Origin of the sequence: Sphingomonas sp. (genome assembly GCF_035910975.1) — a bacterium.
GTDB lineage: Bacteria > Pseudomonadota > Alphaproteobacteria > Sphingomonadales > Sphingomonadaceae > Sphingomonas.
In genome coordinates, this window is record NZ_JAMHWM010000020.1 from 146,956 (window position 1) to 171,274 (window position 24,319).

Here is a 24,319-nt window from a genome sequence, read left to right on the forward strand (position 1 = left end):
CCTTACTTGATCGCCGCGAGTTCTGTCTGAAGCTTGGCGAGCATCTGCGCCGAAATCTGGCCGTTCGACATCGGCGCGACCTGGTTGAACGACATCGCCTTGAACATCTCATAGCTAGGATGCGCGCCGATGCCCGGCACATTTGCCTCGACAACCGCCCTCGCCTTCTCGTCCGCCATCAATGTCTCGATCGGCGTATCGAGCGTGAACTTGACCGCCCCAGCCGGTGCGACGGGGGTCGCGGAGGGCGCATGATTCTGGTGACCGGCGTGATTCGCGTGATCCTGAGCGGCGGCAGGTGCGATCGACATGGCGCTGGCGGCGATCACAAGGGCGAGGGTCATGGGTGAGCTTCTCCGAGGGAGCGCGGCGCGGGAGACGCCGGCAGACCGGCAAAGCCTAGCGCGTTGCCCGCACCGCGCAACCGCCGCGATCAGGCGGCGGGCTGCCGCATCCAATAGCTGACGTAATCGATCCGCGTTGGCGCTTCCCTGCGCGAGCCGAAGGAACTGATGCGATGTGTCAGGCCGAGCGCGGCGAGGTCATCGCTCAACCGCGAGCCCTGAAGGTCGCGCATCAATGAATCGGGAGAATTTCGGCCCACGGTGGCGGTGAGGCGGCCCGACACCTCGCATAGCGTCGCCGCGCACCGCACCCTGCGGTCAGCGAGGCCCGCCAGCGCCGCGAAGCGGGTGTCGAGCGCAGCCTCGATCGGCGCCGCCCAGCTTGCGTCGCGTGGCTCGCGATCCAACGTGTTTCCGATCTTCACATGCGCCGGCGCCGTCGCGGCCGCCGGTGATTCAGCATGTTCGACTGCCGGTTGCGATCGATCAACCGCAGCAAAAACCAGTGTAACGGCGGCGATCCCGGCCATGGCGAGCATCGGCATTGTCCATCTCCTCGACGCAGGCGACGACGCCTGCGGAGCGATCGATGCGCCGGGCAGGCAATCAGGCGCCAGACCGAATTGCTCGTCACGATTTTCCTGTTCCACGACCTTGCGCGCAAGCTCTCGGCTGCTCCCGACGCCGGTCTTGCGCCGTGCCGCGCGCAGACGCTCGTTGACCGCGTTCGTCGAACAGCCCTCGATCGCGGCGATGCTCTTGGCGGTGTGCCCCTGCGCCAGCAGCCTCAGAACGCGTTGTTCGCCGTGATTCAGCCGGTCGAGCCCTTCGTCCATGCCGTACCGCTATCGGTTCAGCGCGATCTCCACGACCCCGAATTTCTTGGGGAAACGAAAAACGGCGGACCTTTCGGCCCGCCGCTTTTGTGTCGCAAGGTCGATCCGCTCAGTTGGGCCGCCCCAGCCCCGCGATCGTCCGGTCGACCAGCGCCTGGTCGGCCTCGGCGCCGTGCTTAGCCGCGATCAGGCCGGCGGCGGCGCGGGTCGCGGCGTCAGCAGCCTTGGCCCGCACATCGGCCAGCGCGGTGCGCTCGGCCGCGGCGATCTTGTCCTCCGCCATCTTCGCGCGACGCCTGACCAAGTCGGCGGCGTCGGCCTCGGCCTTGGCGACCAGCGCCTTCGCTTCATCCTCGGCATGGGCGACGATCGCTTTCGTCTGGTTGTCGACGTCGGCGATCTTACGCGCATATTCGTCGCGCAGCGCCTCGGCCTCAGCGCGCAGTTGCTTCGCCTCGTCCAGCCGCTGGCGGATCGTGGCGATCTGCTTGTCGAGGCCGCCGGTGATGAGCGCGGGCACCTTCTTCCAGATCAGAATCGCGATGAACACCAGCATCGCGACCGACACCCACACCGTCGCGTCCATGCCGAAAACGGCGGGTTCGGCGTGGTGTTCGGTTCCGGCGTGACCGGTGGTCAGCGCCTCAGCGCCGGCGTGGGGTATCCCCTCAGCGGTGTCGGCGTGCGACAGGTTTTCGGCGACCCGCGCCGAGCCTGCGGAAAGATTAGCCATTGAACGCCGCCTTCACCGCCTTGGCGGCATCGGTCTTTGTCACCTTGGCGCCCGACAGGCGCTGGACGATGTCCTGCGCCGCCTCGGCCGCCACGCCCTCGATCTCCTTCATCGCTTCCGCCGAAGCGGTGGCGATGCGGGCCTCGGCATCGGCGACCTGCGCCGCCGAAGCCTCGCCCGCGGACGCGAGCGTCGCCTCGGTTGCGGCCGATGCACGCGCGCGCGCCTCGGCGATGGTGCGCTGGGCGGCGTCCCGCGCGGCGTTCTCCTGAGAACGCCAGCGTTCCTCCTGCGCATCGGCCTCGGCACGGGCGGCCTCGGCCGCGGCGAGATCCGCCGCCACCGACGCATCGCGCGCCTCGACCGTCGACAATACCCTGGGCACCATCCCCCGGCCGACGACCAGGAAAACGATACCGAAGGTCAGCACCAGCCAGAAAACCTGGCTGGCCCATGTCGCTCCGAGTTGGGCTATCTGGGGCATTGCTATCCTCGTCGGGGCCGGCACGCGGCCGGACCCGAACGACTAGAGTGTGTTACGCGACGAAGATCAGGATCATCGCGACGACGAACGCGAGCAGGCCGAGAAGCTCGGCGGCCGCGAAGCCGATGAACAGACGGCCCTGCTGGCCATCAGCCGCGCCCGGATTGCGCAGCGCGCCTTCGAGGAACGAGCCGAACACCGTACCCACACCGATGGCGGCCATGCCGGCGCCGATCGCGGCCAGACCCGCACCGATCAGCTTCGCTGCTTCTGCGTCCATTTTGAAACTCCTGCGTGTAATAGTTTGTGGTTGTTGACGAAAAAACTCAGTGCAGATGCTCGGCGTCGTTGATGTACAGCGACGTGAGCAGCGCAAAGACATAAGCCTGGATACCGGCGACGAGGATTTCGAGCGCCGACACGCCGACCATCAGCACGAAGCTGGGGATGCCGACGCCCAGGCCCGGCAGCAGGCCGGCATTGGCCGAATTGATGACGAACCCGGCCAGCACCTTCAGCAGGATGTGCCCCGCGATCATCGCGACGAACAGTCGCAGACCCAGCGAGAACGGGCGCACCATGAAGCTGACGAATTCGATCAGCGGGATGACCGGCAGCAGCCAGACGGGGGTGCCGTGCGGCACGAACAGGCTGAAGAAATGGAAGCCATGCTTCCAGAAGCCGACGATCAGCACGATCGAGAAGCTCATGATCGCGAGCACGCCGGTGACCGTGAAATGGCTGGTGAAGGTGAACGGGTGCAGCCCGAACACACCCAGCGGCAACAGGCCCAGCAGGTTGGCGAACAGAATGAACATGAAGAGCGAGAAGACGTAGGGAACGTACTTCCTGCCGGCCTTGCCGACGTTCTGCATCAGCAGCGAATCTATGAAGCCGGTGAAGGTTTCCACCATCATCTGCCAGCGGCCGGGCACGACCTGGCGCTTCATCCCGCCGAGCATGAAGATCCACAGCACGACCACGGTGACGCACATCCACGCCGCCGAATTGGTGAACGCGATCTGATGACCGCCAATCTGGAAACCGTCCCAGATGGTCTGCACCTGGAACTGGTGCATCGGATCGATCTTGCCCGATTCTGCCGACACTTGGCGTTCCCTGCAAATGCTAAGACAAACGCCCGAAAATTACTTCGAGCGCCTGGCTGAAATCCTGAAGATGTTCCTGAACGCCGCCGCTATCCCGAGGAACAGCAGGCCGAGCAGGAACCACGGGGAGGTACCGAGCAACCGATCGAGCACCCAGCCGATCAGCGCTCCTCCGACCATTCCCCCGATCAGTTCGGCGAGCACGCGACTGGCAAGACGGGAACCCGCCTCGCTTTCGTAGCGCGCCTCACCGGTCCTGATCGCCTCATCGGACTTGGCCTGCTTAAGTCGCTCGTCGAGCGATGCCAGGCGGGCGTCCTCTGCGATGGGGTCCAGTCCGGGCTCTCGTTCGGCCATGTACGCTCTCCCGACGAAGCGGGCGAACGAACGGCCGAGCGGCGAGCCCGCCAAGGCAGGCGCGCTTTAGGAAGGGGTCACACCCGAGTCAACCAAAACCCCACCCCGTTGCGGGGAATGGGGCAGGCCCCACCGGCGTCAGGCGCAGCGCGGGTCGCGGGTCGGCGCGCCGGCGCCGCGGGTCGCCCAGGCGCCGGTCGGGGTCTGGTACTTCTCCCCCGCCTGCGTCTGGTTGACGAGGTTGCACCCGGACACGAACGCCATCTGCTCGACGGTGGCGCCGCTCGCGGAAGCGCGCTGGGTATAGGCAGCCTTGCGCTGGATGTTGATGTTGTTGACCAGCGCACGCAGCGCCGGCGTCGGATCGCCGACGATGCCCAGATAACCATCTGGCTGTTCGCCGACCTGGCCCGCCGAACGGGCGGCGGCATAGGCCGGGTCGCGCTGGGCGTGGGCGGCCGTGGCGATCAATCCGCCCGCGACGGCGGCAACGGCGATCAGACCGGCGATGTGCAACGTCTTCATCTTAAAAAATCCCCGGATTCTGCTGGATGAGCGACTTCGCCTCGCCATCGAGACGGTAGACGACCTCCTGCGTGATCGAGATGTTGAGGTTGATGACGATCGGCTTGTCAGGCGCGTTCACCGTCACGCATCCGCCGAGCGCCGTAGCCGCCAGTCCCAAGATCGCCATCCTCTTCACACCATGGATGTTCGCGCAATCGCGCACGAACCTCAATCCTTGAACCGTCATGGCTTCTTCTCGCTTTCAGGAGGCTGAATGGGCGGGGGCGTCGGGATGATACCCTGCTCGCGGCGTTTCCGCTCGTCGAGCAGCGCCGGCAGGTTGCGTTCGATCAGCCGCGACGGATCATAATAGCTGCGTACCGAATCGAGCAATTGGCGGAACGGTGCGGTGACCGTGATGTTGAACACGAGCGGCAGTTTCGCCAGACGCCGGATCAGGAAGTTGCTCTTGGTCCCCTGCCCCTGGCTGACGCCGGCGAAGCGGATCTGCGTCACCATTTCCCCGGCGAGCGGGCCGTTCATGGTGATGCCCAGTTCGCGGTAGCTCATCGCCTTGAGCGCCTGGAACGCCATGTTGCCCCATACGCCGACGTCCTTTTCGGTGATCGTGCCGACATAGGCGAGGCTGCCGCCCGAGCGCGCGGCCAGCCGGCCATCGACGATCCGCCCGCCGGTTTCGTCGAACACCATCGGCAACACGCCGTCAAAGGTGCCGGTGGCATCGAGATTGTCGAAATCGAACTGCTGGAGGAAGGCGGCGGCATCGGCACCCTGCACCCGAAACGTCATCCGCCGTTCCTTCTGCGCCGAGAAATCGAGCAGCGTACGGTCGAGCAGCAACTGCCCGTTGGCGAAAGGCCAGGAACCGCCGGTCACCAGCACGCGGTTCTCGCCGGTCAACTGGTAGCGGATCGTGCCATTCTCCACCGCGATGCCGGGGTTGATCGAGACGATTGTCGCCACCTGATCGGGCGCGCTGACCAGCCCGAGCAGGTCGGTGAAAGCGATCTCGCCCTTGATGCCGGTCACAGGGCCGAAGGCGGCGGCGAGGTCCATCGCCGGCGTGGCGAATCGCCCGGTGCTGGTCACCCCGTCGGGCGTCCAGGCGATGCGCCCGCGCCCGGAGACGTCGCCCTGCACGTCGGCGATGACGCCGTAGGTGATCGGCGTCAGCTCGTTAGGCTGGAGGCGGTCGCCGAACTGGAGCCTGGGCACGTCGAGCGTAGCCTCTCCCGTCCCGTGGCCGAGGTCGTGCGCGATCACGACGTCGGCGACGCAGATTCCCTTCGCCGGATGGCTGAGCGTGCCGCGCGCATCAATGCGGTTGCCGACCAGGGTGAGCGTCATGTCGCGGCTGGCGAGCGGTTCGAAGCGGCGTTCGGCGGCGGCATCGGATACGGTCATGCCGCCGTCGAGCGCGAGCCGGCCTCCGGCGAAGCGCCATGTCCCGGCGGCGTCGGCGAGGACCAGCGGCACGTTGGCGATCTGCCCGCCGCCGCCCGAGAAATCGCCCGTCACCGCGCCGCCGACGATCCGCCCTGTCAGCGCCGCCGCGTCGATCCGCGTCACGCGATCCGGTGGTCCCAGACGGGTACGCACATCGGCCAGCCGGAAACCGTTGTCGGCGAGGCCGAATCGCATGCCCGACGCCTCAAGCGCGAGCGGGGTTCCGCCCAGCCGCCCGGCGAGCCGCGTCGCGCCTGCGCGGGCGCCGCCGCCGACACGCCCGCCGGCAAACGTCACAAGAGCGGAGCCTTCGGGGCACAGCGTCAACCGTGCGGAATCGAGTTCCAGCCCGGACACCGCCAGCCGCCCCCAGCCCAGCGGCGCACACGTCGGGTTGACCGCGAGCGCGGTGCCGCGCCACCGCGCATCGATCGGCAGGGTCAGCCCATCCACCCGCCCGTCGCCGAGCGGCCCCGACAGGGTCGCCGTGGTCGTCACGCGGGTGAGCCCGCCGCCGCCCGCGACGAAATCGACCGGGGAGAGCGCGAGGCGAGCGCTCCCGGCGGCATAAGGCTGCACCACCGCGCGCCCCGCGATCCCGGCGCCCGTCCGCCTCAGGTCGATCGCCACGTCGGGCAGTCCGCCGCCGCGCACCGTGACACGCCCGCCAAGCTCGACCTGGCCAAAACGCAGCGGCGCGCCGCCGAGATCGACCCTCGCGCCGCTGGCCGACGCCAGGCGCATCGCCGTAACGCGCACCGCCTGCGCGCCATCGCGCATCACCGCCTCGACCGCCGCATCGCCGCCGACATCGCGCAATGCCCCGGCGCCCGCCCGCGCCATCGCCTGGACCAGAGGCGCCAGCGGTGTTCCCGCGCCCGCCCCGCCGGCCTGGGCAACGCGGCGAACAAGCGTTTCGGAGGCGGAGGCGGCAGTCGCGCTGGCACGGCCGGCGAATTCGGCGCCCGCGCGGCCGACGCGGTAGCGGCCATCGATGCCCGCAGACCCGGCACGCCCCTGCGCCAGCACCGCGTGCATCGCCGTCATGCGGATAACGCCGGCCGTCGCGGTCGCGCTGCCGTCAAAGGAGATACGCCCCATCACCTGCCCCGTCGTGGCTGCGGGCGCCGCCACCCGCTGCGCCGCGAAGCGCGCCCGGCCGGTCCAGCGATCCAGTGCGGCGCCGATCGTCGCCGCGACATCGGCGGCGAGGCCGATCGCCTGGACGTCGCCACATCGCGCCGCAGCGATCCGTGACGGTCCCTCGATACTCGGCCGTCCCCCGCCGACACGCACCGCGAGCGCAACGCGGGGGCGATCGAACGCACATTCGCCGGCCTCGATTCGATCGCTGATCAGAGCGAGACGACCGGCGAAACCGTCGTCGAGCCGGCCGGAGCCGCTGAGCCGCGCGCCGACGGCCCCGTGCGGCGTCTCGATCCGCATGCGCACGTCGCGCAGGTCCGTGTCGAGCGCCGGCAACGCGAACGGCTGGCCGCTGGGCGGCGGCAGCAGGCGGTCGATCGTCCCGAAGGACAGGGCGCCGTCCACCAACCGCGCCTTCATCCGTACCTGGCCCGCGACGATCCCGGCGAGGCGGGCACCGCCCAGCCCTACATCTGTCCGCACCTCGACCCAGTCGGCGACCAGATCCGGTGCGCGCGGATCGCCGATCACGACATTTTCGAGTCGCTGCGTAGACAGGCCGATATCGGCGACGCGATAGCGCGCTGGCACGCCGCGTTTCGCCAGCTCGCGGTCGACGAAGCCCTGCGCGATCGGTCGCCGCTGGCTCCAGATCACGCCGAGCGCGACCGCGAAGATCAGCAGCAGCGCGATCAGCGCGCGCCAGCGCCGCCGTTCCCACCACCGCCTGCGTCGCTCGTCTGCGGCGTCCGCCGTCACCCTTTACTCCCGCCGGACACGCATGATTGCGCATGCCACTTCTTACCGCTTAACCTTGGCGGCAGATGGACGTTCCCGCAACCAAGGCCGAAGATGCCGCCGGACATCGCGCCAGGCTGCGCGATCGGCTGTTCGCCGCAGGCGGCGAGGCGCTGCCGGATTACGAGCTGCTCGAATATCTTCTGGCGCTGGCGATCCCGCGGCGCGACACGAAGCCGCTTGCCAAGGCGCTGCTGCGGGAGTTCGGCGGACTGTCGGGGGTGATGACCGCCAACGCCGAGGAACTGGCGCGGGTGAAGGGCATGGGCACTACGTCGGTGGCGGCGATCAAGGCCGCGCACGGTGTCGCGCTGCGGCTGCTGAAGGTGGAGAGCAGCGTGGGCCCGGTGCTGGCGAACTGGCAGGCGCTGCTCGACTATCTGCGCGCCGACATGGCGCATTCGCCGGTCGAACGGGTGCGCGTCCTCCACCTCGACAGCCGCAACCGCCTGATCCGCGACGAGGTAACCGGCGAAGGCACGATCGACGAGGCGCCGGTCTATGCCCGCGAGGTGATCCGCCGGGCGATCCAGCTAGGATCGGCGGCGGTCATCCTGGTCCACAACCACCCGTCAGGCGACGCCAGTCCGAGCCGCGCGGACATAGAGGTGACACGCACGATCGCGAACGGGCTGAAGCCGCTCAACATCGCGCTGCACGACCATATCATCATCGCGCGCGGCGGCCACACCAGCCTGCGCGCGCAGGGCCTGATCTGACCGAAAGGAACGCGGATGATCGACAATCGCGAACGGCATCGTTTCGAAGAGGACGTGGACGGCTATGTCGCCTTCGCCGAGTACGACCTGGACGGCGACACGATAACCTTCACCCACACGATCGTACCGTCGGAACTTGAGGGACGCGGGGTCGCGAGCGCGCTGGTTAAGGCGGCGCTGGACGATGTCCGCCACCGGGGGCTCCGGGTGGTTCCCCGATGCCCGTTCGTCGCCGCCTGGATCGCGCGGCATCCGGACTATCGCGATCTGCTCGCCTGACGTCGCGCGCTATAGGATCGCGAGGCGCGTCAGGCCGTAGCGGGCAAGCGCCGGCGCGAGCGCAGGCAGGCGATCATCGTCGCGGGTGAAGACCGCCAGCCCTTCGGGCGCATCGGCGGGCCATCCCTGCCCATCGGTCAGATGGACGACACGACGCGCGATGCCGGGACCGCCATCGACGAAGCGCACCGGGTGCGGTGCGGCGGCGGCGAGTTCCCCAACGACCAGCGGGAAATGGGTACAGGCGTTGACGATCACGTCGATGTGTTGCCCGCCCGGCTGGCCAAACAGCCCGTCGAGTACCGCGCGATACGCCGCAGCATCGGTCGCGGCGCCCGCCAGCTTCGCTTCGGCCAGATCGACCAGCGCCGCCGATCCGTGGCGAATCACCGTACAGTCGGCGGCGAAGCGCGCGGCGAGATCGTCGACATAGGGCTGGCGCACCGTCGCCGCGGTGCCGAGCACGCCGATCGTCCGCGTCACGCTGATTTCCGCCGCGGGCTTGATCGCCGGGACGGTGCCGACGATCGGCACGTCGAGCGCGGCCCGCACCGCCCCCAGCGCGATCGTCGAGGCGGTGTTGCAGGCGATGACGACCAGCCGCGGATCGTATCGTTCGACCAGCCGCCCCAGCAGCGCGGGCACACGCGCGGCGATTTCCGCTTCCGATCTGGTGCCGTAGGGATAGCCGGCATTGTCGGCGACATAGACGATCGGCGCCGTCGGCAGCAGCGCGCGGGTCGGGCCGAGGACCGACAGGCCCCCCACCCCCGAATCGAGGAACAGGATCGGACGAGACACGCCGGTCAGCGGCTCGCGTGCGTCGTGGCCCAGGCGAGATCGACCGCGCCGTCGAACACCCGCGCGCTTTCGGGATCGAGCAATTGCGATCCACTGCGCGCGGCGCGATCGACCACCACCGCACTCATCGATCGCGCGCCCTCTCGCCCGATACGCCACGCGGCCGCCTTGTCGCCCGATGCGTAGAGCAGCCGCGCGAGTGCCGCGCGCGCGACGGCGATCTGTCGCTTGTCCGCCGCCGAAGCCGCTTCCCATATCTCGATCGCCGAACGGATCGACGCGGCCGCGGCCGCCGGATCGCCGCGCTCGCGCTCCAGCACCGCCCGCGCATAGCGGATGTCGGCGCGGCGCGGGCTGTCCGCCGCCGCGACCTTGGGCAGCAACGCGTCGGCGGCCGCGACGGCCTCCGCCGCATCATCGAACGCGCCGGCCAGCGACGAGGCGTTGGCGACGGCGATCAGGATCGCGACATAGTTGCCGCTGGCGCCGAAGCCGCGACGATCGGCATCGGCGCGGGCGAGGCGGGCGTAGCGCAGCGCCTCCGGCCGATCGCCGGCGCGCGACGCGATATTGTAGAGGTCGAGCAGCGCGATCATCCGGGTGTTGGACTGCACCGGCCCCGCATTCTCCAGCATGTCGACCACGCGCTGGAGCAACGGCACCGCCAGCGCGTCGCGCCCGATGGACGTATACCAGCGCGAAAGGTTGAACAGCGCGCTGCTGGTTACGCCCAGATCCGGCGCGGTATCGGCGAGCGCGACCGCTTCGCGATACGCAGCCTCCGCCTCGGCGTCACGCCCGGCCATCGCCAGCGCCTGACCGCGCACCTTCAGCGCGGAGGTGATCTCCACCACCCGCCGCCCGTGGAAAGCGACGGAGGCGGCGATCGCCCGATCGGCGGCGTCCATCGCCTTGTCCCACATCTGCCAGTCCGAATAGCGCAGCGCGAGCGACATCAGCCCCGGCGCATAGGAGTTGTTCGGCACCTTTGGCGGCGTATCGTAGAAGCGACCAACGGTATCGACGATCGCCACCGCCTTGGGATGCTGGCCGGTGGCGTCGTAGAACTGGGCGAGAACCATCGCGAGGCCGGTCATCTGCGCCTGTTCGCGTTCTGTGGAGGCAACGGCGGTCGCCCTGGTCAGCGCGTCGGCGAAGGCTTCCAGCGTCGCGCCGGGCTTGCGCAGCACGAAGCCGATCGCATTGCGCCCGGCCATGGCCGACAGCGCGGGGTAGCTGCCCGGCCCCTTCGCCCGCGCGGCGACCGGGCCGAGCCGGTCGTAGGTCGCGAACTGCTGTTCGAAATCGACGTCGGGAATGTGCTCGGTCAAGGCCTCCAGCGCGGCAAACAAGGTGGCGTCGTCGCGACCTGGGTCCTTTTCCGCCAGCGCCACGGCGACACGCGCCTTCGCCAGCCCGCCCGGCGCATCGCCGCCTGCCTTGAGCGCCGCCGCCTCGGCGATCAGCGCCGCGACACGATCGGGGGTGCGTTGCGCCGCGTGGGACGGGACTGCGGCGAAGAGCGCGACGGCCAGAGCCGCGCTGCGCAGGACGCGGCTCATCGCGCGCTGACCTGGACCGGATGCGCCTTCGCCCAGGCGGCGTCGAGCACGCCGTCGACCAGCTGCGGCGACAGCGCCAAACGCGCCTGGTCGCCGACCGGCCCCGCCGCCTGCCGGATGACGTCGCCGACCAGTGCATCGATACCGCTGCGCGCCGCGGCCCAGGAAGGATCGTCGAGCCGCCCGAGGCGGGCGAGCATCGCGGCGCGGCGGATCGTGGCGGGCGCGACATGGACCGGATCGGGCCCGATCGCCTTCAGTTCCTGTGCCGCATGCGCGTAGAGTTCGGCGGCGCCCTTACTGTCACCGCGCGCCTCGGCCAGATCGGCGAGCAGCATCCGGGTCGCGCCGCGCAGGCTGTGCCCCGGCGGCGCGGTCTTCTCGACGACGGCCAGCGCCCGCTCTGCTGTCGCCTGGGCGGACGCGATGTCGCCCATTTCGAATTCGGTGCGTCCCATTTCCGTCAATACCTGCCCCTGCATGACGCTGGACCGCGTCTCCTCGGTCATCGTCAGCGCCGTTCGCAGGTGGCGCAACGCGTCGTCATATCGTCCGCCGCGATGATAGGCCTGCCCGGCGGCGAGGACAATCGACTGCGCCAGTGCGGCACCCGGAGGCATCCTGGCCGCCGTCTCCACCGCGCGTTCGAAGACCGCGTAGGCGAGATCGTCGCGCCCGCGATCGGCCAGGAAGCGCCCGTAGTTCATCAGCGCCCGCCCGCGAAACGACCCCGGCATGTCAGGGCGGGCATCGACGATGCCGACAGCACGGCGGAGCAGCGCCTCGGTCCGCGATCCGTCGCCCAGCCGCTGGGCGGCGATCGCCTGGGTGCCGAGCGTATCGACCAGATGATGCGACATCCTGCCCTGGTCCGCCTCATAGATCGCGATCGCGCGGGTGGTGAACGTCATCGCGTCACCGGGCCGGTCGTCCCGCAGCGCGATCGTCGCCAGATAATGATAGGTCTGCCCACGCTCCGCCGCCGTCAGATCGCCCAGCGCATCGGCCAGCGCCAGCGCGCGGGCGGCGATCGGCCGGGCCTGCGCGATATCCTTCAGACTCAGATTGTTCGCCAGGATGGCCAGCGCCTGCGCGGCCATCGTCCGTGCCTCGAGACTGGCGCCGGGTCGCTCGGCGACCTCGGCCACGGGTGTGGTGGCGACCGCAAGCTCAGCCAGCGTGGCGCCGGGCAGGCGGCTGTTATAGCCCCATTGCACGCCCTTGAAATGCGCGAATACGGCCTCGAAGCTGGTCTTGCCATAGACCTGCCCGGCAACGCGGGAGAGTGCCTCGAACGCGGCGGGCGCCGCGCTGTCGTCGGTGAAGGTCAGCGTCACCACGCGGCGGCGCATCGCCAGATAGCGCAGCGGATCGCGCGCCGGCAGCGTGCGATCGGCGAGCGCCACGGCGCGATCGGCGGCTTCGAGCGAGGCGGGAAAGCGTCCGTCGTTGGCGAGCTTCGTCGCCTCGTCGAACAGCGCGCGCACCGCCGCCTGGCGCGGGGTATCGCGCGCCGCCGCCGGCGTCGCCGCCAGCACCAGGCAGGCCAGCGGGACAAGAGCGCGCCGCATCGTGCCGCAGGGCCGCGCCGACGCCAGCGAGAGAAGCCGCCCGATCATCGCGCGGCCTGCGTCCAGGCGACGTCGATCAGACGGTTGTACAGCGACACCTCGTCGCGTTCCGCCGTGCGCGAGGCGGGCAGGCTTGCCATGGACGCCAGCCGCCGGGTCATCGCGTCGCCCGCAGTGCGCGCCGGCCTCCAATCCGGCGGCCGGCCGGCATCGAGCGCGGCGGCCGACGCGCGGATCGCAGCCGCCTCCCGCGAAGCGTTGGGATAGCCGCGCGGCACCATCGCGGTGGCGGCCGCGTTCCACAGCGCCGCCGCCGCAGCGCGGTCGCCCTGGCGCATCGCCACTTCCGCCGCCATCGCCAGCGCGTCGCCGCGCCGGGGATCGCCCGCGGGTAGGATCGTTTCGAACAGCGTGCGTCCGCGCGCAGCATGGCGCGCCGCCTCCGCCGTGTCGCCAGCCGCGAGCGCGATCTGCGCGGCCTGGAGATAGATCATCCCCGCCTTGTGCGACCGCGCGTCGCGCGATTCGGCCCGCGCAATCGCGGCGGCATTGGCGGTACGCGCATCGTCGACCCGCCCGAGCTGGAGGTAGCTCGACGCGAGCGAGAGCAGCGCGTTCTCGGCCAGATCGGAACCGGCCGGCATCTGGGCGGACGTCGTGACCGCACGGCGAAACAGGGGTTCGGCGAGCGTCGGCTGACCGCGCGCGGCATAGAAGGCGCCCAGATCCTCGAGCGTGCGGACAAGATCGGCCTGGCGCGGCGGCTTCACCGCGTCGGCGATCGCCAGCGCGCGAACCAGCAGCGGTTCAGCCTCGGCCGGGCGGCCGGTCATCACCTTCAGCCGCGCGATCGATCCCAGCACGACCGGCAGTTCCATCGACGTCGGCCCGTCGAAGCGTTCGTAGATGGCGAGCGCGCGAAGCCCGTGTTCCTCCGCCAGGCGATAGTCACCCCAGCCGGTCAGCAGATCGGCGGAGGCCTGATAGGCGGTGGCGGCATTGGCGCTGCGGGGCTCGCCCATGCGCTCGATCGCGGCGATCGCGCCGGACATCGCGGTGCGCGCTTCCGCATCGCGGCCCGCGACGACCAGCCGCTTGGCCAGGATCGCCGCCGCCGTCGCCACTTCCTCCGCCTGCTCGGGACTGCGCGCCAGCCGCGTCATGTCGGCCAGGCCGACCGGCATCTCGCGCAGCAGACGGGCGTTGTCGCCGCTAACCATGCCGGCGAACAGCGCGCGGATCGTCACCGCGCGGGCGGTGCGGAAATCCTCATCGCCATAAAGCTGCCGCGCCGCCGCGATCATGCGATCGGTGACGAGCAGCATCGTGTCCGGATCGGAAGCCGACAGCAGATCATTCAGCCGATCGAGCGAACGATAGAGATCGGGGCGGGAGCGCGCTTCCGCGATCGTGACGGCGCGGCGGGTCACTTCGGTCGCCTCCGCCAGCTTGCCGACGCGGCCCAGCGCCTGGCTCTGTTCCAGCAGCGAATCGACCTCGCGCGCCGCCGGGCCACGATCCGGGACCGCCTGCAACGCGAGCGCGACACTGACAATGGCCGCAAGCATCCCCATCGTCCCCCATGGACATACGACCCGGCGCCACCCTATCCTGATCGCTGTCGCGAATCCACAATTTCGGGGGATGTTGGATGCGGGTCGCCAGATGGATGTTGCTGGGCTGCCTGATCGCGGCGACGCCGGCCCATGCCCAGACGCGGACGGAAGTCTATGACGGCGCGTTCCGCGACGCGCAGATGGCGACGGGATCGCGCACCGCGCTTGCGCTGTCGCGCAGCGCCGCGCGGTTGGCGGCGGGCGATCCCGAACTGGCACAACTGATCCGCACGCGCCAGGATGCGAGCGAAGCCGCCGGCCGGGCGGAAAGCGCCGAAGTCGCCGCGCGTACCGCGCAGTCGCCCGATCCGGCCGCGATCGCGCGGGCGACCCAGGCGGCGGCGGCGGCGCGGGCGGCGCTGGCGGCTGCCGACGCCGCGCTGTCGGCCCGGTCGCCCGGCTATGTCCAGTTAACCGGCATCGCGCCGGTGCCGGTGGCGGAGGCGCAGGCGCTGCTCGCCCCCGACGAGGCGATCGTGATGATCCACTCGACGCCGACCCACAGCTATATCTTCGCGGTCACCCGCACGCAGGCCGACTGGGCGCGCGCCGACATCGGCGCCGAGGCGCTGGCGGGCGAGGTTCGGGCGCTGCGTAACGCGCTCGACCCTTCGGGAGCGCTGCGCGCCGGCGAGGACGCCTCGGGCGACGTGCGAACCACGTCGGCATCGGGCTTTCCGCGCGCCCGTGCCCATGCGCTCTACACCCGGCTGTGGGCGCCGATCGAACGCATCGTCGGCAAGGCGACGAACGTCTATGTCGTGACCGGCGGCGCTCTGGGTGGCCTGCCGCTCGCGGTATTGCCGACCAGGGCACCGCGCGGCAGTGACGCCGATCCCGCCGCGATGCGCCGTACCGAATGGCTGGTCCGCCGCCACGCTCTGGTCACCCTGCCCTCGGTCGGGTCGCTGCGGGCGCTCCGGGCCGGGCAGGCACGCGGCGGGGCGAGCCGACCGTTCGTCGGCTTCGGCGATCCTGCGCTCGACGGCGCGCCCAGCCTCGCCGCGCCGCGCAGCTTCACCGCCTTCGCCGCTGTCGATGGCGACGTCAGCGCGCGTGTGAAGGCCCTGCCGCGCCTACCGGGCTCCAAGAGCGAGCTCGACGCGCTGGCCCGGATATTGGGCGCCGGGCCGGACAGCGTCGTCACCGGCGCCGAAGCGACCGAACGCGCGGTCGAGACGGCGGCGCTGGGCGACGTCGCGGTCGTGGCCTTCGCCACCCACGGCCTGCTGGCTGGCGAGATCGGCCCGGCCGCCGAACCGGCCCTGGTGCTGACCCCGCCGGCGCAGTCGGTGCCGGGCGGCGACGACGGCCTGCTGACCGCGAGCGAGGCGGCACAGCTCAAGATGAGCGCGGACTGGATCATCCTTTCCGCCTGCAACACCGCCGCGTCGGACGGCACGGCCAGCGGCGAGGGCCTTTCCGGCCTGGCGCGCGGATTCTTCTCGGCCGGCGCGCGCGCGATCCTGGCATCGCACTGGCGCGTGCGCGACGACGTGGCGCAGGCGCTGACGGTGGGTACGCTGGAACGGTGGCGCGCCGACCCGGCGGTTGGCCGCGCCACCGCGCTGCGTGCCGCGATGCTGGCGATGATCGACGACAGGAGCCATCCCGAACGCGCCGACCCTGCGCTGTGGGCCCCGTTCGTGATCGCCGGCGAGGGGCGGTAGGGCGTACACCGGGGCTCCGTGATGAGGCGCCGGAGCGCCTTCTTCCCGGCCGCGGCGGCGCTGATGACGCTGGTCGTCTTCGCCGGCTTCCTACCCAGCTTCTACCTTCGCCCGTGGTTTCGATCCGCCGCGCTGCCCGGCTATCTGATGGTGCATGCCATCGTGATGACGCTGTGGCAGTTGCTGTTTCTCGCCCAGACCGTGCTGGTCGCCGCCGGGCGGACCGATCTGCACCGCGCCCTGGGCCGGGTCGGTGCCGCGCTGGCCGTGGCGGTCGTCGTCGTGGGCATCCACACCACGCTGAACCAGCCCGCACTCTATGCCGCGCGGGGCATCCGCCTCCCCTTCCCGCTAGAGGAACTGGTGATCGGCAACATCGTCGGGTTCGGCCTGTTCGCCGGGCTGATCGCCGCCGCGATCGTTAAACGCCGCGATGCCGCCACGCACGGGCGGCTGATCTACTGGGCCTGCGTGGTGACGATGGGTCCGGCGCTGACGCCTTCGCGAGCACTGGGCGCGGCGATCGCGCCCTATTTCCCGGCGAGCTTTCCGCCGGAGATCGCGCTCGGCTGGATCGCATGGATCGCATTGCTGGCCAACGACTGGCTGAACGTGCGCCGTTTCCATCCGGCGACGATCGTCGGCGGGATGCTGATCCTGTTCGTCGGCCCCGCGCTGCTCGACGGGCTGCTGACGATCGAGCCGCTCCTCGCCTGGGCGCGCGCGCTGGCGTGAGACCACGCGGCGACGATCAGCGAAAGAACAGGAAATAAAGCAGCAGCACGACCGGAAGCGGCACACCCAGGGCCCAGAGCAGGCATCCACGCTTCATCCAGAACTCTCCTGTGTCGATCGAGTCCTGTGCCAACATCCGGGGCCGGCGGGTGTTCCGCCGGCCCCGTCGGGATGAAGCGATATCGCTGCTAGCGCGACGGATCGATCAGGAATTTCTCGCCGGTCGCCTTGCGTTCATAGGCGCGCATCACTTCGGGATCGAGCGCCTCCGCCAGGCCGATCGTGCGGGTGTAGCGGCTGGCAAAGGTGGTGGTGAGTTCGTCCACGACACGCTGGCGCAGGCGACCGAGCACCTCCTTGCCCGCTTTCGCCAGGAACGGCGTGAGCAGCCAGCCCCCGACGCTCCACGAAAAGCCGAAGTTGCGGTTGAGCACGGTCGGCGAAGTGTCGAGCACGCCGTAGATGTAGAGCTGCTTGAAGCTGGTCGACCCGTAGCGGCTGTACGCCGTGCCTTCATTCGCGACGGCCTCCATCGCGGCGAGGATCTGTCCACCCAGCTTGCCGCCGCCGACCGCGTCGAAGGCGAGGGTCGCGCCGGTCGCGCGGATCGCCGCCATCAGCGCCTCGCGGAAATCGGGCGCGGTCGAATCGACGATGTGGGTCGCGCCGATATCGCGCAGGATCGCGGCCTGCGCCGCGCTGCGCACGACGTTCACCAGCGGCACGCCGTCCGCCAGGCAGATACGGTTCAGCATCTGGCCGAGGTTGGACGCGGCGGCGGTGTGGACGATCGCCTTGTGCCCCTCCGCGCGCATCGTCTCGACGAAGGCGAGCGCGGTGAGCGGGTTGACGAACATCGACGCGCCGTCGGCGGCGGTCTGGCCGTCCTTGAGCGGCACGACGTCGCGAACCGGCAGCTTGCGATACTGGGCGTACATCGCGCCGCCGAGCATGCCGACCGTCCTGCCGAGCAGCGCCTCGGCCCCTGGCCCCGCCTGGATCACGGTGCCGGCGCCCTCGTTGCCGACCGCCATCGATTCACCGACCCTGCTGGCGAGCATCGTCATGCGTTCCGGCGCGATGTCGAGCGTGAGCGTCGGGCGCTCCGCCGTGCCGCCAGCGACCGCGCTGGCGGGATCGGCGGGACCGAGCAGCAGGCCCAGGTCGGACGGATTGACCGGCGCCGCCTGGACGCGGACGATCACCTCGCCCTCGCCCGGCGGATCGAGCGTCACCGGCTCCAGCGTCAGTTCCAGCTTGCCCGCATCCGTGACGGTCGATCGCAGTTCGAGACCGGTGACACCCTCCGCCATCGCGTATCCTTTCGTTTCGATTTGCAACGTCTTCTAGACGCTTGCCGCAAAGTCGCCAACTGCCGCGATCCCGGGTTGAAACGGCGGGGCGCCCTCCCCTACCAACGACGGCACAGAACAAGAGGGGCCGTTTCATGAACCGTCGATCCCCGCGCCTGATGCTGGCGCTCGCCGCCGCTGGCGCGCTCGCCGCCTGCGGGCAGAAGGAGGCGCCGAAGAGCGCCGCCGCCACGCCGGCCCCCAAGGTGCCGGGCAAGACCTATGCCCGCGATCCCTACCCTTCCACCTACAAGGCGTATCCGGGCGTGCCGACACTCGTCCGCAACGTCACCGTCTATGACGGCGAGGGCGGGCGGATCGAGAACGGCCAGGTATTGTTCGCCGGCGGCAAGATCGTCGCGGTCGGCCAGTCGGTCGAGACGCCCGCGGGCGCGACGGTGATCGACGGCACCGGCAAGTGGGTGACCCCCGGCGTGATCGACATCCACAGCCACCTGGGCGACTATCCCTCCCCCAGCGTCAGCGCGCATTCGGACGGCAACGAGGCGACCAGCCCGGTCACCGCCGACGTGTGGGCCGAACACAGCGTGTGGCCGCAGGACCCCGGCTTCAGCCGCGCGCTGGCCAACGGCGGCGTCACCACGCTGCAGATTCTGCCCGGATCGGCGAACCTGATGGGCGGCCGATCGGTGACGCTGAAGAACGTCTACGCGCGCACGATGCAGGGCATGAAGTTTCCCGGCGCGCCGTACGGCCTGAAGATGGCGTGCGGCGAGAATCCCAAGCGCGTCTATGGCGGCAAGGGGCGCCAGCCATCCACCCGGATGGGCAATGTCGCGGTCAATCGCGCGACGTGGATGAAGGCGCAGGATTACGGCCGGCGCTGGGCCAAGTACGAGAAGGACGGCGGCGAGCCGCCCGCGCGCGACGTGGCGATGGACACGCTGCGCGGCGTGCTGGACGGCGAGATACTCGTCCAGAACCACTGCTATCGCGCCGATGAAATGGCCATCGTCATGGATATGGCGAAGGAATTCGGCTACAAGGTGAGCGCGTTCCACCACGCGGTCGAGGCGTACAAGATCGGCGACCTGCTGCGCCAGAACGGCACCTGCGCGGCGGTATGGGCCGACTGGTACGGCTTCAAGATGGAAGCGTGGGATGGCATCCACGAGAATCTGGCGCTGCTGCACAAGGCCGGCGCCTGCGCGATGATCCATTCGGACGATTCGAACGGCATCCAGCGGTTGAACCAGGAAGTCACCAAGGCGCTGACCGCCGGGCGCAACGCCGGTATCCAAGTGTCCGACGAACTCGCCTGGACTTGGCTGGCGATCAACCCGGCGAAGGCGCTGGGCATCGACAGGGTCACCGGATCGCTGAAGGCCGGAAAGATGGCCGACGTGGTGCTGTGGAACGGCAACCCGCTGAGCGTCTATACCCGGCCGGAAAAGGTGTGGGTGGACGGCGCGCTGCTGTTCGACATGAACAACCCCAGGCTCCGCCCGGTGAGCGATTTCGAGCTTGGCCAGCCCGGCTTGGGAGACGCGAAATGAAGGCCCTGCTCCTTGCCGCGGCGGCCTTTGTCGCCTCGCCGGCCGCCGCCCAGACGATCGCGATCACCGGCGGCACGGTGGCGATCGGCGACGGCTCCGCACCGATCCCGAACGGCACCGTCGTGATGCGCGACGGGCGCATCGTCGCGGCGGGCGCCAATGTGACCGTACCGGCCGGCGCCAGCGTCGTCGACGCCAGCGGCAAATGGGTCGTGGCGGGCTTCGTCACCGGGATCGGCAACCTCGGCCTGGTCGATGCCAGCGGGGTGAGCGAAAGCAACGACGCCTCGGCGCGCCAGTCAGCCTATAACGCCTCGGTCGACGTGTCCGTAGCGGTCAATCCCAATGCGGTGATGATCGCCAACGAGCGGCTGGGCGGCGTGACCCGCGCGTTCGTGCGCGGCGACGGCGGCGGATCGATATTTTCCGGCCAGGGCGCGGTGATCGATCTGGGCGCCGATCCCAACCCGATCACCCGCGCCCGCGCGTTCCAGCATGTCGCGCTGGGCGAAGGCGGCGCGCGCGACGCCGGGGGCAGCCGCCCGGCGGCCTATGCAGCGCTGCACGACGCGTTCCAGCAGGCGCTCGACTATCGTCGCAACCCGGCGGGCTTCGACGGGCGCAGCAAGGACGCGCTGCTGACCCGCGCCGACGCGCAGGCGCTGTTGCAGGTGCTCGACGGGCGGATGCCGCTGGTCGTCGATGTCGAGCGGGCGAGCGATATCCGCACGGTGCTCGCGCTGCGCACGCGCTATCCCGGGCTGAAGCTGATCCTGGCCGGCGCGGCCGAGGGCTGGATGGTGGCACGCGAGATCGCGGCGGCGGGCGTGCCAGTGCTGACCTATGCGCTGGCCGACCTGCCATCCTCCTTCGAGCAGGTCGCGGCGACCGAATCGAACATCGGCCGCCTCGTCGCGGCCGGGGTGCGCGTCGGGCTGTTCTTCGACGGCAACGGCGGCGAGCATAATGTCCGCCAGTTCGCCGGCAATCTGGTCGCCATCACCCGCGTACCGGGCAAGACGGGACTCGACTGGGGCAAGGCGTTCGCGGCGATCACCTCCGGCCCGGCGCAGGTGATGGGGATGGACGGCGAGATCGGATCGCTGCGCCCCGGCCGCCGTGCCGACGTGGTGCTGTGGGACGGCGATCCGCTGGAGCTGACCAGCCAGGCGCAGGCGGTGTGGATCGACGGCCAGCCGCAACCGATGACCTCGCGCCAGCGCCAGCTGCGCGACCGCTACATGACGGTGACCGAAGGGGCGCTGCCGAAGGCGTATGATCGGTAAGGACGTGATGCGCCGGACTTGAACCGTTCGCCCTGAGCTTGTCGAAGGGCTGCCCTTCTTCGTGCAACAGACCGTGCGGCACGAAGACAAAAGGCGGTGCTTCGACAAGCTCAGCACGAACGGGGAGAGAGCCCCATTCAAGGCAATTGGAAGGCGTTACCCCGCCGCCGCCCTCGCCCGCGCCGCCAGCCGATCGACGGCGGCGGCGTGGATGCCGGGCGCTGTCGCCAGCACCCCGAACGCCTTTGCGGACGGCGTGTTGAACGCGAGCGGCTGGCCGAAAGCGTCGGTGACGGTCGCGCCGGCTTCCTGCGCGACCAGCACGGCGGCGGCGACATCCCATTCGCTGCCCCAGCGCAGCGTCGCCAGCAGGTCCGCCTCGTCTGCGGCGACCATCGCTATGCGCAGCGCGATCGAATTGGGCTTGGCGACGACCAGCAGATCGCGATCCTCGCGCGGCAGGCTGTCGGTCGGGGCGCGGGCGCCGGCCAGTTGCGTGCGAGCGCTGACTTTCAGTGCCACGCCATTGCGCCAGGCCCCCTGCCCTGCGGCGGCCGTCCACAATTCGTCGCGCGCCGGGGCGTCGAGCACCGCCAGCACCGGCCGCCCGTCCTCGACCAGCGCGACCGACACGCACCACCCGATGCGGCGGCGGATATAGTCGCGGGTGCCGTCGATCGGATCGACGACCCACACCCGCCGCTTTTCCAGCCTGACGGCATCGTCGGCGGTCTCCTCCGACAGCCAGCCCGCATCCGGATCGATCGCGGCCAGCCGATCGCGCAGCAGCGCGTCCACCTCCAGATCGACCGCGCATACCGGGTGGCCGGGCGACTTCTCCCAACTGTCGAACCCCTCGTCCCAGCGGCGCATGGCGAGGCGCCCGGCCTCCTGCGCCGCGGCGACGACGGCGGGAAGATCAGGCACTCGCCACCGTCATGCCGTCGATGCGCAGCGTGGGCGCGTTGACGCCGCCACGGAACACCAGGTCGCTCGCCGGGGTCGCGGTGGTGAACATCGCCCTCAGATTGCCAGCGATGGTGAATTCGCTGACCGGGCGCGTCACCTCGCCCCGTTCGATCAGGAAACCCGCAGCACCCATCGAATAGTCGCCGGTCACACCATTCACCCCGTGGCCGATCGTCTCGATCACCAGCACGCCGCGATCGATTTCACCGATCAGCGTGTCGCGCGGCGTGCCGCCCGCGGCCATGTGGAGGTTGGTCGCGCCGACGCCCGGCGCCGATCCGATCCCGCGCGAGGCGTGGCCGGTCGGCTCCAGCCCCAATTGCCGCGCCGAGGCGCTGTCGAGCAGCCAGGTTTCCAGCAGGCCGTCGGATACCACTTCGGTCGGCGAGACGGGCAGCCCCTCGCCGTCGAACGGCCGCGAGCGCAGGCCCTGCGGACGGTGGGGATCATCGACGATACGGATGCCCTTCGCAAACACCTGGGTGCCGAGCGCGTCGAGCAGGAAGCTGGTGCGCCGCGCGATCGACGGGCCGGCGATCGCGCCGAGCAGGTGGCCGAGCAGGCCGCCCGACAGCCGGCGGTCGAACACCACGGGCATCGCCCCGCCCTCGATCCGGCCCGAACCGACCCGCGACACCGCACGCTCGCCCGCCAGCCGGCCAGTGTCCGCCGCCGCCTCCAGCACGGCCTGGTGCCGGGCGGAGTGAACGGCATAATCGCGCTCCATCGCCCCGTCCCTCGCCGCCAGCATCGTCGCCGACTGGCCGTAGCCGGTGAAGCCATAAGCGCCGGCGAAGCCGTGGCTGGTCGCCAGCGCGACCACCCCGCGTGAGGCCGACGCGCTGGCGCCGTCGCTCTTGGTGACGCCGGCAACCGCACGCGCGGCATCCTCGACCGCCAACGCGCGCGCCTTCAGCGCATCGGGCGCGGGATCGCCGCCGTCGTCGAGGTCGAGCGACGGCAGCGGCCCCGTCAACAGTCGTTCGGCCGGGGCCAGGCCTGCCCAGCGATCCTCGGGTGCCAGCCGGGCCATCGCCACTGCACGCTCGACGAGCGTGGCGACCGCGTCGTCGGACAGGTCGGAGGTCGCGACGCTGGCGGAGCGGGTGCCGGCGAACACCCGCAGGCCGAGTTCGGCGCTCTCCGACCGGCCGACATCCTCCAGCGCGCCGTCGCGCACCTGGACGGCGGTGGAACCGTCGGCGACGAACACGGCATCGGCGGCGTCGGCTCCGGCAGCGCGGGCGCGTTCGACGATGCGGGCGGCCGCATCCTGGGCCTGGATCGGGGTCAGCATGGGGCGCAGGTAGGGACGCGCGCGGCGAAGGTCAAAGCGCGGTGCCGACGACGGCGCAGGCGAGGAACATCAGCAGCCCGGCGTTGCGGTTCGACCGGAAGCGCGCAAGTGCGTTGCCGCCGTCCGCGGGCCGAAGCGTCGCGACCTGCCACGCCAGATGCCCGGCGACCGGCAGCAGCGCGACAAGCGCGAGCGGATCGGGCCGCACCTGCCAGATGGCACCTGCCCAGAGCAGGACGGCAGCGGCGTAGAAGCCGGCCACGCCAGGCCGTACCCTGCTCCCCAGCGCCCGCGCCGACGATCGCACGCCGACCATCGCGTCATCCTCGATATCCTGCAGCGCATAGATGGTGTCATAGCCGATCACCCAGGCGATGCTGCCGGCGTAGAGCAGCGCGCCGGCGAGCGCGAAGCCGCCCGTCGTCTCCACCCAGCCGACCAGCGCGGCCCAGCTGAACACCAGCCCCAGCCACGCCTGCGGCCACCAGGTGATGCGCTTCATGAACGGATAGGCGGCAACCAGCGCGAGACTGGCCAGCGCGACGAGCGCGGCCGGCGGGCGAAGCTGGACCAGCACGACCAGCCCGACGGCGCTGAGGCCGGCCAGCCACGCCCACCCCGCCTTCAGCGAGACCGCGCCGCTGGCGATCGGGCGGCTGGCGGTGCGCGCCACGCGGGCGTCGAGATCGCGGTCGACGATGTCATTGTAAACGCAGCCCGCCCCGCGCATCGCGATGCTGCCGATCAGGAGCCACAGGATCAGATTCCAGCGCGCGACCAGCCCGCCGCCCAGCGCCACGGCCCAAGCGCCGGGCCAGAACAGCAGCCACCAGCCGATCGGCCGGTCGAACCGGGCGAGCAGCGCGAGGTTACGCACGCTCGGCGGCAGGCGGCCGACGAGCCCGCGATGCTCGGTATCGGGGACGATATCGGCGGTTGTCATGCGCGAATGTTGAGAAAGTTGATACTTGCCACGCGGGGGCGACACGGCGCTTCCCGATCGTCGATCGGGGTCCGGAAAGGCAGGTCGCGCGGCATGGCGCCCTCCTGACAGATCGCGGCCGTGTAGGAAAATGGTTTGAGCATATCGGCGCTGGGGGCCTGTTCGACGCCTTGTTATTCGAAGTAGCCGCCCCTCCCCCAACCCTCTCCCCAAGGGGCAGA

Annotated in this window: 24 protein-coding genes; 6 read left to right on the forward strand and 18 right to left on the reverse strand. The window is 70.1% G+C overall.

The window, feature by feature from the left end; all coding sequences use genetic code 11:
- Positions 1 to 2: 2 nt before the first annotated feature.
- The 10 genes from VYI76_RS04045 to VYI76_RS04090 all read right to left on the reverse strand — a co-directional run bounded on the left by VYI76_RS04045 (position 3) and on the right by VYI76_RS04090 (position 7,742).
- On the reverse strand, positions 3 to 344 hold the full coding sequence (locus VYI76_RS04045; protein WP_326523491.1) for a hypothetical protein: 342 nt from the start codon (positions 342 to 344) through the stop codon (positions 3 to 5).
- A gap of 89 nt (positions 345 to 433) precedes the next feature.
- Positions 434 to 1,180 carry a helix-turn-helix domain-containing protein gene (locus VYI76_RS04050; protein ID WP_326523492.1) on the reverse strand — a complete coding sequence of 249 codons (747 nt, stop codon included), beginning with the start codon at positions 1,178 to 1,180 and terminating at the stop codon, positions 434 to 436.
- 109 nt (positions 1,181 to 1,289) lie between these two features.
- A complete protein-coding gene (locus VYI76_RS04055) occupies positions 1,290 to 1,913 on the reverse strand; it encodes a F0F1 ATP synthase subunit B family protein (protein WP_326523493.1) in 624 nt (207 codons plus the stop codon).
- Positions 1,906 to 2,397, reverse strand: a complete 492-nt coding sequence (locus VYI76_RS04060) for a F0F1 ATP synthase subunit B family protein (RefSeq protein ID WP_326523494.1) — start codon at positions 2,395 to 2,397, stop codon at positions 1,906 to 1,908. Before VYI76_RS04060 ends, VYI76_RS04055 begins: the two co-directional genes overlap by 8 nt.
- Positions 2,398 to 2,449: 52 nt before the next feature.
- Positions 2,450 to 2,677: a F0F1 ATP synthase subunit C gene (locus VYI76_RS04065; RefSeq protein ID WP_317224667.1), complete on the reverse strand. Its 228-nt coding sequence runs from the start codon at positions 2,675 to 2,677 to the stop codon at positions 2,450 to 2,452.
- 46 nt (positions 2,678 to 2,723) lie between these two features.
- Positions 2,724 to 3,506 carry a F0F1 ATP synthase subunit A gene (locus VYI76_RS04070; RefSeq protein WP_326523495.1) on the reverse strand — a complete coding sequence of 261 codons (783 nt, stop codon included), beginning with the start codon at positions 3,504 to 3,506 and terminating at the stop codon, positions 2,724 to 2,726.
- 39 nt (positions 3,507 to 3,545) lie between these two features.
- Positions 3,546 to 3,863: an AtpZ/AtpI family protein gene (locus VYI76_RS04075; protein ID WP_326523496.1), complete on the reverse strand. Its 318-nt coding sequence runs from the start codon at positions 3,861 to 3,863 to the stop codon at positions 3,546 to 3,548.
- A gap of 138 nt (positions 3,864 to 4,001) precedes the next feature.
- The gene (locus tag VYI76_RS04080; protein ID WP_326523497.1) at positions 4,002 to 4,388 is read right to left on the reverse strand and encodes a YdbL family protein; all 387 of its coding nucleotides are present in this window, start codon (positions 4,386 to 4,388) and stop codon (positions 4,002 to 4,004) included.
- Position 4,389: 1 nt separating this feature from the next.
- Positions 4,390 to 4,557, reverse strand: a complete 168-nt coding sequence (locus tag VYI76_RS04085) for a YnbE family lipoprotein (protein WP_326523498.1) — start codon at positions 4,555 to 4,557, stop codon at positions 4,390 to 4,392.
- Positions 4,558 to 4,613: 56 nt separating this feature from the next.
- Positions 4,614 to 7,742, reverse strand: coding sequence for a YdbH domain-containing protein (locus VYI76_RS04090; protein WP_326523499.1), 3,129 nt, complete (start codon positions 7,740 to 7,742; stop codon positions 4,614 to 4,616).
- A gap of 65 nt (positions 7,743 to 7,807) precedes the next feature.
- On the opposite strand from VYI76_RS04090, the gene radC reads away from it, so the two are divergent.
- Complete coding sequence (radC, locus tag VYI76_RS04095; protein WP_326523500.1) at positions 7,808 to 8,500, forward strand: RadC family protein; 693 nt, start codon at positions 7,808 to 7,810, stop codon at positions 8,498 to 8,500.
- Positions 8,501 to 8,515: 15 nt separating this feature from the next.
- A complete protein-coding gene (locus tag VYI76_RS04100; protein WP_326523501.1) occupies positions 8,516 to 8,779 on the forward strand; it encodes a GNAT family N-acetyltransferase in 264 nt (87 codons plus the stop codon).
- A gap of 9 nt (positions 8,780 to 8,788) precedes the next feature.
- Here VYI76_RS04100 and murI read toward each other — a convergent pair whose 3' ends face one another.
- Genes murI through VYI76_RS04120 form a run of 4 tightly spaced genes read right to left on the reverse strand, consistent with a single transcriptional unit; the run spans position 8,789 to position 14,281 of the window.
- Entirely contained in the window at positions 8,789 to 9,580 is a 792-nt protein-coding gene (gene murI / locus VYI76_RS04105) for a glutamate racemase (protein ID WP_326523502.1), read from the reverse strand.
- A 5-nt stretch (positions 9,581 to 9,585) separates the two neighbouring features.
- Complete coding sequence (locus VYI76_RS04110) at positions 9,586 to 11,142, reverse strand: tetratricopeptide repeat protein (protein ID WP_326523503.1); 1,557 nt, start codon at positions 11,140 to 11,142, stop codon at positions 9,586 to 9,588.
- A complete protein-coding gene (locus VYI76_RS04115) occupies positions 11,139 to 12,761 on the reverse strand; it encodes a tetratricopeptide repeat protein (RefSeq protein ID WP_326523504.1) in 1,623 nt (540 codons plus the stop codon). The genes VYI76_RS04110 and VYI76_RS04115 overlap by 4 nt, the downstream gene beginning before the upstream one ends.
- Positions 12,758 to 14,281, reverse strand: coding sequence for a tetratricopeptide repeat protein (locus VYI76_RS04120; protein WP_326523505.1), 1,524 nt, complete (start codon positions 14,279 to 14,281; stop codon positions 12,758 to 12,760). The genes VYI76_RS04115 and VYI76_RS04120 overlap by 4 nt, the downstream gene beginning before the upstream one ends.
- An 83-nt stretch (positions 14,282 to 14,364) precedes the next feature.
- On the opposite strand from VYI76_RS04120, the gene VYI76_RS04125 reads away from it, so the two are divergent.
- Together VYI76_RS04125 and VYI76_RS04130 are read left to right on the forward strand one after the other, a co-directional pair.
- Positions 14,365 to 15,999 (forward strand): CHAT domain-containing protein, encoded by a 1,635-nt coding sequence (locus tag VYI76_RS04125; protein WP_326523506.1) that lies wholly within the window; start codon positions 14,365 to 14,367, stop codon positions 15,997 to 15,999.
- Positions 16,000 to 16,020: 21 nt separating this feature from the next.
- Positions 16,021 to 16,734 carry a hypothetical protein gene (locus VYI76_RS04130; protein WP_326523507.1) on the forward strand — a complete coding sequence of 238 codons (714 nt, stop codon included), beginning with the start codon at positions 16,021 to 16,023 and terminating at the stop codon, positions 16,732 to 16,734.
- Between the two features lie 188 nt (positions 16,735 to 16,922).
- Here VYI76_RS04130 and VYI76_RS04135 read toward each other — a convergent pair whose 3' ends face one another.
- Positions 16,923 to 18,047 carry a zinc-binding dehydrogenase gene (locus VYI76_RS04135; protein WP_326523508.1) on the reverse strand — a complete coding sequence of 375 codons (1,125 nt, stop codon included), beginning with the start codon at positions 18,045 to 18,047 and terminating at the stop codon, positions 16,923 to 16,925.
- 134 nt (positions 18,048 to 18,181) lie between these two features.
- On the opposite strand from VYI76_RS04135, the gene VYI76_RS04140 reads away from it, so the two are divergent.
- Both VYI76_RS04140 and VYI76_RS04145 read left to right on the forward strand, forming a co-directional pair.
- Positions 18,182 to 19,603, forward strand: a complete 1,422-nt coding sequence (locus VYI76_RS04140) for an amidohydrolase (RefSeq protein ID WP_326523509.1) — start codon at positions 18,182 to 18,184, stop codon at positions 19,601 to 19,603.
- On the forward strand, positions 19,600 to 20,889 hold the full coding sequence (locus VYI76_RS04145; protein WP_326523510.1) for an amidohydrolase family protein: 1,290 nt from the start codon (positions 19,600 to 19,602) through the stop codon (positions 20,887 to 20,889). The genes VYI76_RS04140 and VYI76_RS04145 overlap by 4 nt, the downstream gene beginning before the upstream one ends.
- Positions 20,890 to 21,045: 156 nt before the next feature.
- Here the strand turns inward: VYI76_RS04145 and VYI76_RS04150 are convergent, their stop codons facing one another.
- The 3 genes from VYI76_RS04150 to ubiA are packed head-to-tail and all read right to left on the reverse strand — an operon-like array spanning position 21,046 to position 24,098.
- Positions 21,046 to 21,816 carry a 3'(2'),5'-bisphosphate nucleotidase CysQ gene (locus tag VYI76_RS04150; RefSeq protein WP_326523511.1) on the reverse strand — a complete coding sequence of 257 codons (771 nt, stop codon included), beginning with the start codon at positions 21,814 to 21,816 and terminating at the stop codon, positions 21,046 to 21,048.
- The gene (locus VYI76_RS04155) at positions 21,809 to 23,155 is read right to left on the reverse strand and encodes a TldD/PmbA family protein (protein ID WP_326523512.1); all 1,347 of its coding nucleotides are present in this window, start codon (positions 23,153 to 23,155) and stop codon (positions 21,809 to 21,811) included. Before VYI76_RS04155 ends, VYI76_RS04150 begins: the two co-directional genes overlap by 8 nt.
- A gap of 31 nt (positions 23,156 to 23,186) precedes the next feature.
- Complete coding sequence (gene ubiA / locus VYI76_RS04160; protein WP_326523513.1) at positions 23,187 to 24,098, reverse strand: 4-hydroxybenzoate octaprenyltransferase; 912 nt, start codon at positions 24,096 to 24,098, stop codon at positions 23,187 to 23,189.
- Positions 24,099 to 24,319 lie beyond the last annotated feature (221 nt).